This is a genomic window from Aeromonas sp. (genome assembly GCF_050633025.1).
Taxonomy (GTDB): Bacteria; Pseudomonadota; Gammaproteobacteria; order Enterobacterales; family Aeromonadaceae; genus Aeromonas.
This window is the reverse complement of record NZ_JBODRQ010000143.1, coordinates 1-7,891: the sequence shown is the minus strand read 5'-3', so window position 1 is coordinate 7,891 and position 7,891 is coordinate 1. Positions and strand designations below refer to the sequence as shown.

The window sequence follows — 7,891 nt, the reverse complement described above, 5'->3', positions numbered from 1 at the left end:
AAGCACTGCCACGGTCAGTTGACCTGATCGACGCTATGCCATAACAGGCGGGCCAGGTGCCCGCCTTGTTTTTGTCAGAAGGTGGCGAAGTCACTGTAGTGGCGCCACTTTGCAAAGGATTATCGGATATCAGGCATTATCGGTCGTTCACCCAGCCAGAGGTTGGGCGCATCGAACGGCCCGGTCATGTATCGCGTGTAAAGGTAGCAAGATGGAACAGAAAAAACGGATCTGGGTGGCGGTTGGCGTCATCGAGAATGAACGGGGCGATATCTTCATCGCCAGACGCTCCTCCGATCGCCATCAGGGGGATCGCTGGGAGTTTCCCGGTGGCAAGGTAGAGTCGGGCGAGGATCTGCTCACTGCACTGGATCGGGAGCTGTGGGAAGAGATCGGGATCCGGGTGCAGGATTGTGCCCCCTTCATGGAGCTGCATCACGACTACCCGGAGAAGCTGGTGCTGCTGGACATCTGGAAAGTGACCCGTTTCAGCGGTGAACCCTTTGGCAAAGAGGGTCAGGAGTGTTTGTGGGTGCCGGTCGCCGAACTGCACAACTACCACTTCCCCGATGCCAATGGCCCGATTGTAGCGCGGCTACAGGGTCTGCTGGCGTGAGCCGGTAGTAATCAACAAGCATCAAAAAAGGGCCAATAGGCCCTTTTTTGATATTGCAGAGGTGAGTGTTCAGGGACTTATAGCCACTGATCCCCCTCTTCCGGCTCCGCCAGCAGATCCGGGTTGATCTCCCCCGGGATCCGCTTCTCTTCATCGGCCCATTCGCCGAGATCGATCAGCTGGCAGCGCTTGCTGCAGAAGGGGCGGAACGGACTCTGCGGGCCCCATTCCACTTCGCTCTGACAGGTCGGACACTTTACCTTGGTGACCATAAGCCCTCCTTAGCAGCAGGCGAGCTGGAACGGCACGTCGCCAATCGGCTGTTCTGCGGTGGGCAGAAAGCGCAGGGCGAAGCGGTTCTTGTGGCCGCTCAGGGTCGGGTAGCAGAACAGATTGCCCGGCAGCTTGATGCGGATCAGCTCGGCGCTCTCGGCGGTGTCCTGGAAGAAACCGTTGCTGGCAACCTGCTCACTGAAGCTGCCTGATTCGCGCCACAGGCGCAGCAGCAGGGTGATGGCATTCATCAGCAGGTTGATATCGCTCAGCCAGCCCTGCATCTGCTGGTGACGGGTAATGGCTGGGGTACCGAGCCAGTGGTGCAACTGCGGCACATCGAAGGCACATAGGCCACCGGGGATGGAGAAGCGCTGGCGGATGGAGCCGAGCAGACGATCCTCTTTCAGACGGGCGCCCGGGCGTGGCGAGTTGAGCAGGTTGCGGGAGAGCTGGTTGCTCTCTTGCTGCATCAGTTTGATCTGCTCCAGATCGACGTCGGGCAGGCTGGCCCAGTGGCTCAGACGCTGGCCGAGACGTTCCAGATCCTTGATGAGATCGGCGCGCAGGTCACCACGCTCCAGCAACTCCTGCAGATCGAACAGCCCCTTGAAGAAGGCGATATGTGCCCAGGATTGTTCACTCTCCAGATTGTCGCGGATCTGGGAAAACAGGGACTCCAGACGAAGATAGGTCCGGCTTTTTTCATTGAGGGGGAAATCGTAAATCATGCCTAATCCTGGCCAGCCATAAACCGGCCTAGTGTACTCACACTTGGCGGGCTTGTTGAGAGGCAATTGCCAGATATGTCTCGTGCAGAGCCAAAATCCGCGTTTTAATCGCCATTTCGCTGCCATTGTGGTTTTCGATGACATCATCCGCCGCGGCGAGGCGTTCCAACCGGCTCGCCTGGGCGGCGATGATGGCCCGGGCCTGCTCGGCCGATACCCCATCACGGCGACAGGTGCGCTCAATCTGGGTGGCTTCATCCACATCGATCACCAGCACCCGGTTGGCGAGGCCGGTGAGTTTGTTCTCCACCAGCAGCGGCACCACCAGCAGGCAGTAAGGAGAACTGGCCGCGGCACACTGGCGCAGCATTTCACTGCGAATGAGCGGATGGAGCAGGGCATTGAGCCACTCCTTGGCCTGTGGGTCGCTGAAGACCCGTTCGCGCAGGGCGCGACGGTCGAGTTGACCGCTCGGATCAATCACATCCGGGCCAAAATGGTCGGCGATGGCGGCAAGGGCCGGGGTGCCCGGCTCAACGACCTCGCGGGCGATCACATCGGCATCCACCACCTCGATACCCAGCGCGGCAAACTGATTGGCGATAGTGGTCTTGCCGCTGCCGATACCACCTGTGATAGCAACTACATACATGGGTGCCTCTTGCTCAAAGCAGGGTAGAGAGATACCAGCGGGTGATGGTATCGCCCCATAGCAGCGCAATCCAGCCCGCGATGGCGAGGTAGGGGCCGAAGGGAATGGGCTTGCCCTGATGGTGTTTGTGCAAGGCGATCAGGCTGATACCGATCACGGCGCCGACTAGAGATGAGAGCAGCAAAATAATGGGCAGCGCCTGCCAACCGAGCCAGGCGCCCAGCGCCGCCAGCAGCTTGAAGTCGCCATAGCCCATCCCCTCCTTGCCGGTTAGCAGCTTGAAAGCCCAGTAGAGGCTCCAGAGCACCAGATAGCCCGCCATGGCGCCGATCACTGCATCAGCCAAGGGGACGAAGCCACCTGCCAGATTGAACAACAGCCCGCCCCACAGCAGGGGCAGGGTGAGCTGGTCGGGCAGCAACATCTTGTCGAGATCGATAAAGGTGAGGGCGACCAGCACCCAGGTCAGCAACAGGGCGGCCAGCGTGCCCCAGCCCGGGGTTATGACCATGGCTACGGCCACCGAGAGCAGGGCGGTCAGCAGCTCTACCAGCGGATAGCGGGCCGAGATGGGGGCCTGACAGTCGCGGCAACGCCCCTTGAGCCAGAGCCAGCTCAACAGCGGGATGTTCTCCAGCGCAGTAATGGCATGGCCACAGTGAGGGCATGCGGAGCGCGGCACCATCAGGTTGTAGCGCTCTGGCGCAGTGCTTTCCTCATCGGGGGAAAAGTAGCCGCGATACTCGGCCTGCCACTCCCGCTCCAGCATGATGGGCAAGCGGTGGATCACCACGTTAAGGAAGCTGCCGATCATCAGGGAGAAGAGAAAAACCAGCGAGAAGTAGAGCCAGGGCAAGCTGTGAGCCAGCTCGAGAAGAAGTGTCATAACCAACCGTTAGTTATTGAATGAGGGGGAGGGCATGGTTGTGGTGCCATGCCCTGATGAATCAGCCTACCACGTCGCCAAGCTTGAAGATGGGCAGGTACATGGCGATAACCATGCCGCCGACCAGCACCCCAAGCACCACCATGATGAGAGGTTCCAGCAGGCTGGTGAGGCCATCGACCAGATCATCCACCTCCTGCTCGAAGATGGTGGCGACCTTGGAGAGCATATCATCGATGGCGCCGGACTCCTCACCGATCATCACCATCTGGATCACCATGTCGGGGAAGAGATCGACGGTGCGCATCGCCACGTTGATCTGCATACCGGCCACCACCTCGTTACGAATGGCCATGACCGCGGTGCGATAGACATAGTTGCCGGAGGCCCCTGCTGCCGAAATCAGCGCATCCACCAGCGGGATACCGGCGGAGAAGGTGGTCGACAGGGTGCGGGCAAAGCGTGCCATCGCCGCCTTGTGCAGGATCATCCCGACCACCGGAATGGTGAGGACGAACTTGTCGGTATTGTCTTTCACCTTCTGGGAGGCCCGCCAAGCCCGCACATAGAGGAAGATGCCAAGGGCCGTGCCACCAAAGAAGACATACCACCAGTTCTGCATAAAGCGGGAGATGCCGATAACAAACTGGGTGAACACAGGCAGCTCGGCGCCGAAGCTCTTGAAGATATCCTCGAACTGCGGAATGACGAACAGCAGCAGGATGGAGGTCACCACGATGGCGACCAGAATGACCATGGTGGGGTAGAACATCGCCTTCTTGATCTTCGATTTGAGCGCCTCCGACTTTTCCCGATAGGTGGCGATACGGTCGTAGATGGTCTCCAGCGCACCGGATTGCTCACCGGCTTCCACCAGATCGCAGTAGAGATCGTCAAAGTAGAGGGGGTGGCGGCGCAGCGCCTCCGACATGGGGGTACCGGTCTCCACATCGGCGGCAATCTGCCCCATCAGCTCGCGCATCGAGGCTTTCTCGTGACTGCGGGCGATGATCTGCAGGCTCTGCACCAGCGGTACGCCGGCGGAGAGCATGGTGGTGATCTGACGGGAGACGATGGCGATATCCATCGGCTTGATCTTGGCGCCGCCCTTGGAGAAGAGCCCCTGGGATTTTTTGGCTACCTTGGTGACGTTGACCCCCTGCTTGCGCAGTTCGGTCTTGACGGTGTTGATGCTGTCGGCCTGCAGCTCGCCGGAGACCTTCTGCCCCTTGCGGTTTACCCCGTGCCAGCGGAAGGCGAAGACTTTCTTGGGGGCATTGTTCTTTTTCGTTAGGGTTGCCATCTTTGCATCCTGCAATTGGATCGGGCGTCAGCCCTTATGATACAAACGCCCGGTTAGGTGGCGTACATCCTGTTTTCCTGCGCAAATGTCGGAATGCGAGACGTGAATGGAACCGGTGAACGATTCTGTTTATCTACGCGAATGTCCGATTACGCGCATGTCCGATTACGCTACGCTAATCGAACCTACCAACTCATTATCGGCGCGGATCAGTTGGTGGTGACCCGGTTGACCTCGGCCAGACTGGTGACCCCGAGCCGGGCCTTCTCCAGCCCCGAGGTGCGCAGGGTGCGCATCCCCTCCTTCTGCGCGATAGCGGCGATTTGCAGGGAGTTTGCGCCCTGCATGATCAATTTGGCGATGTTCTCCGACATCAGCATGATTTCGTAGATGCCGACCCGCCCTTTGTAGCCGCCGGAACACTCCTTGCAACCGACCGGTTTGAACAGTCGCAGTCCGGCTGCCAGCTGCTGCGGCGTAAAGCCCAGCTCCAGCAGTTCGGCTTCCGGCACCACTTCCGGCGCCTTGCAGTGGTCGCACAGTTTACGGGCCAGCCGCTGGGCCATGATCAGGGTGACCGAGGAGGCGATGTTGAAGGCCGGTACCCCCATATTCATCATCCGGGTCAGAGTCTCGGCGGCGGAGTTGGTGTGCAGGGTGGAGAGCACCAGGTGGCCGGTCTGGGCCGCCTTGATAGCGATCTCGGCGGTTTCGAGATCGCGAATTTCACCCACCATCACCACATCCGGGTCTTGCCGCAAGAAGGAGCGCAGGGCGCTGGCGAAGGTGAGCCCCGCCTTGGGATTGACCTGCACCTGGTTGACGCCGGGCAGGTTGATCTCTACCGGATCTTCGGCGGTAGAGATATTGACCTCGGTGGTGTTGAGAATATTGAGGCCGGTATAGAGCGAGACGGTTTTGCCCGAGCCGGTGGGGCCGGTCACCAGGATCATCCCCTGTGGCTTGGAGAGGGCGCGCAGGTACTGCGCCTTCTGCCGGTCATCAAAGCCGAGTTGCTCGATATTGAGGCGTGCCGCCGAGGAGTCGAGCAGACGGATAACGATCTTCTCTCCCCACATGGTGGGCAGGGTGTTGACCCGCATATCCATCGACTTGTTGCGCGACAGCTTCAACTTGATGCGGCCATCCTGCGGCAGCCGCCGTTCGGCGATATCGAGCCGCGCCATCACCTTGAGGCGGGCGGAGAAGCGGTTGGAGAGGTTGACCGGCGGTGTAGCGATTTCATGCAGAATGCCGTCGATGCGAAAGCGCACCCGATACTTGAACTCATAGGGCTCGAAGTGCAGGTCGGAGGCACCACGCTTGATGGCATCCATCAGGATCTTGTTGATGTACTTGACGATGGGGGCATCGTCATCGGCGGTATTGACGCTCTCGTCCAGCCGGCTGTTCTCGTCGGAGACCTCGAGATCCGAAATCTCGGATTCGTCGATATCCTCCATGCCGAGGGCGTCGTTTTCGCTCTCCAGCAGCTTGCCGATGGCGGCGGTGAGCTTGTTCTCCTCCACCAGCAGCGCTTCGGTATGCAGACCGAAGCTGAAGCCGAAGTCTTCCAGCGCCGACACATTGGTCGGATCCGACATGGCGATATAGAGGGTGTGGCCCTGGGTGTAGATGGGCAGCACGTGGTGCTTGTCGATCAGCTTTTGATTGAGGAACTTCTGCGGGATCTCGGCCAAATCGAAGGCGGCAAGATCCAGCAGAGGTACCCCATACTCCAGCTCGCAAAAGTCGGCCAACGCCTTGCTGTCGAGGATGCTGTTTTCTATCAGAAAGGTCACAAAGGGTTTGCGCTGGGCCTTGGCCTGGCTCAGATAGCGCTGGGAGTCCTCTTCACTGATCAGTGAAGAGGCGGCCAGGCTTAACGCCAGGCCGCTATTAGGACTAGAGGTCATGCGTTAGCAGATGCCTGCACCTACACATGAACCAACCGAACCACTTGGGTTGGCCTCCCATTTGACCCGTCCATTTTCTTCTGTGCCCTTCAAGATATAATCTTCTTTAACAGGGTCTTTACCGGTTGCTTTGATCTCATACGAAGCAGAACCTTGGTTCCCGCTCTTTGTGATATCAACCTTATCAACGATAGCGGTACCCACAGTGCCACTGACAGCCGATTTGGCGGCGGTCTCACACGCATCAGGCGTACCACCAGCTTGACTGCAGATTTCTATCGCGGTTTTAGCTGCACCAGTCGCAGTGATAACCTCTGTAAATTTCGCTTTTTTGGTATAAGTCTGATACGCCGGCAGTGCTACTGCCGCCAGAATGGCGACGATCGCGACCACGATCATCAGTTCAATAAGGGTAAAACCCGATTGTTTCTTCATTTCGCTCTTCATTGAAAATATCCTTTTATCCTTGGTTCCTGGGAAGTGTCGGTAGAAAATCGTCCGAACGTCAGTATCTTATCCGAGCTGTCAGGGGTGGCAACAGAGATTGCTGCCTTTGTTAACCACTTTCATGTCATTTACCAAAAACTTGATGCGAGTCATAAAATAAATAGCTTCTTATGACTCTCTGTCACGGGTGGAAGCGGGTCCGTCATTACACTCCTTTGCTGAGGGATCCTGCATAAAGAAAAGGCGCCCATGGCGCCTTTTGCAAGTTGTTTATCCGGTTAGGTCGAGTATTTGCTCAGGCCTGCGGGGTGAATCTCACTGCTGGATAAAGCGCATGGAGAGATCGAGCGCCCGCACATGCTTGGTGAGCGCCCCGACCGAGATAAAGTCAACGCCGGTGGCGGCAAATTCGGCCAGGGTATCGAGGGTCACATTGCCGGAGACCTCCAGCTTGGCGCGGCCCTGATTGATGGCGACCGCTTCCCGCATCATGGTCACATCGAAGTTGTCGAGCATCACGATATCGGCCTTTGCCGCCAGCGCCTGCTCCAGCTCTGCCAGCGTTTCCACTTCCACCTCCACCGGTTTGCCCGGATTGAGATGACGAGCCTCATTAATCGCCTCGGCAATGCCGCCGCAGGCGAGGATATGGTTCTCTTTGATGAGATAGGCGTCGTAGAGGCCGATGCGGTGATTCTTGCCGCCGCCGCAGGTGACCGCGTACTTCTGGGCGGTGCGCAGCCCCGGGATAGTCTTGCGGGTATCGAGCAGACGGCAGTCGGTACCTTCCAATTCTGTCACATAGCGGGCGGTGAGGGTGGCAACGCCGGATAGGGTCTGGACAAAGTTCAGGGCATTGCGCTCGCCGGTCAGCAGCAGGCGGGCGGGGCCATGAAGGCGGAACAGCTCCTGATTGGGGGAGAGCACTTCCCCATCCTGCACCTTCCATTCCACCTTCACCTCGCCGCCGAGCTGGGCCTTCAGTTGCAGGAAGACTTCATCCACCCATGGTTGGCCGCAGAACACACCGGCCTCACGGGTGATGACCCGGGCGCTGGCCATCCGAT

The 7,891-nt window shown here is 58.7% G+C and carries 9 protein-coding genes; 1 reads left to right on the top strand and 8 read right to left on the bottom strand.

Features of this window, described 5'->3' with window-relative positions; genetic code table 11:
• Positions 1-211: 211 nt before the first annotated feature.
• Complete coding sequence (gene mutT / locus ACRAUW_RS15365) at positions 212-616, top strand: 8-oxo-dGTP diphosphatase MutT (RefSeq protein WP_431362971.1); 405 nt, start codon at positions 212-214, stop codon at positions 614-616.
• Between the two features lie 77 nt (positions 617-693).
• Here the strand turns inward: mutT and yacG are convergent, their stop codons facing one another.
• The 8 genes from yacG to nadC form a co-directional block, all read right to left on the bottom strand.
• Positions 694-888 (bottom strand): DNA gyrase inhibitor YacG, encoded by a 195-nt coding sequence (gene yacG / locus ACRAUW_RS15360; RefSeq protein ID WP_431362970.1) that lies wholly within the window; start codon positions 886-888, stop codon positions 694-696.
• A gap of 9 nt (positions 889-897) precedes the next feature.
• On the bottom strand, positions 898-1,620 hold the full coding sequence (gene zapD / locus ACRAUW_RS15355; protein WP_431362969.1) for a cell division protein ZapD: 723 nt from the start codon (positions 1,618-1,620) through the stop codon (positions 898-900).
• A gap of 37 nt (positions 1,621-1,657) precedes the next feature.
• Positions 1,658-2,272, bottom strand: coding sequence for a dephospho-CoA kinase (gene coaE, locus ACRAUW_RS15350; RefSeq protein ID WP_431362968.1), 615 nt, complete (start codon positions 2,270-2,272; stop codon positions 1,658-1,660).
• A gap of 13 nt (positions 2,273-2,285) precedes the next feature.
• A complete protein-coding gene (locus ACRAUW_RS15345; protein WP_431362967.1) occupies positions 2,286-3,158 on the bottom strand; it encodes a prepilin peptidase in 873 nt (290 codons plus the stop codon).
• Between the two features lie 61 nt (positions 3,159-3,219).
• Positions 3,220-4,461, bottom strand: coding sequence for a type II secretion system F family protein (locus ACRAUW_RS15340; protein WP_005336136.1), 1,242 nt, complete (start codon positions 4,459-4,461; stop codon positions 3,220-3,222).
• Between the two features lie 209 nt (positions 4,462-4,670).
• Complete coding sequence (gene tapB / locus ACRAUW_RS15335; RefSeq protein ID WP_431362966.1) at positions 4,671-6,377, bottom strand: PilB family type IVa pilus assembly ATPase TapB; 1,707 nt, start codon at positions 6,375-6,377, stop codon at positions 4,671-4,673.
• A 3-nt stretch (positions 6,378-6,380) separates the two neighbouring features.
• Entirely contained in the window at positions 6,381-6,812 is a 432-nt protein-coding gene (locus ACRAUW_RS15330; protein WP_431362972.1) for a pilin, read from the bottom strand.
• 327 nt (positions 6,813-7,139) lie between these two features.
• Positions 7,140-7,891 (bottom strand): carboxylating nicotinate-nucleotide diphosphorylase (gene nadC, locus ACRAUW_RS15325; protein ID WP_431362965.1); only part of this gene is annotated, 752 nt, incomplete at its 5' end.